The following is a 300-nucleotide window of genomic DNA, read 5'->3' as shown; positions in this document are numbered from 1 at the left end:
CTGCTCGCGTACGTCAGTGACGCCGCATGGGATCTGAGGAAAAAAGCCCTTTCCGTCCGGTTCATGGGACCATGTACTGCCTCAGCCTCCTCAAAAAGCTGCTTCAGGACGTCTTGTGAAAAACGCACCTCCGAAAACGTTTCGGGCAGGACAGCATCATCGACTTCATGCCCCACCAGCGGCAGAACGAAGCGCTTCAGATCCGCCTGGATCTTCGCAGTCGTCCAGTCCTGCTTCGTTCCGCTCGCGCCCCCCAGCATGTATCCCGTGACAAACTCTGGAGGAAGCAGGAACCTGACG

General features: G+C 57.7%; 1 protein-coding gene. It reads right to left on the bottom strand.

The genetic code is table 11. From position 1 onward, the window contains the following. The coding region (locus P0D80_RS51560; protein ID WP_408296754.1) for a hypothetical protein at positions 1 to 300 on the bottom strand (300 nt) is incomplete at both ends.

The organism is Paraburkholderia sp. RL17-373-BIF-A (genome assembly GCF_046030175.1).
Lineage (GTDB): Bacteria > Pseudomonadota > Gammaproteobacteria > Burkholderiales > Burkholderiaceae > Paraburkholderia.
The sequence above is the reverse complement of the archived record's forward strand: the minus strand, read 5'-3'. Positions and strand labels throughout refer to the sequence as shown.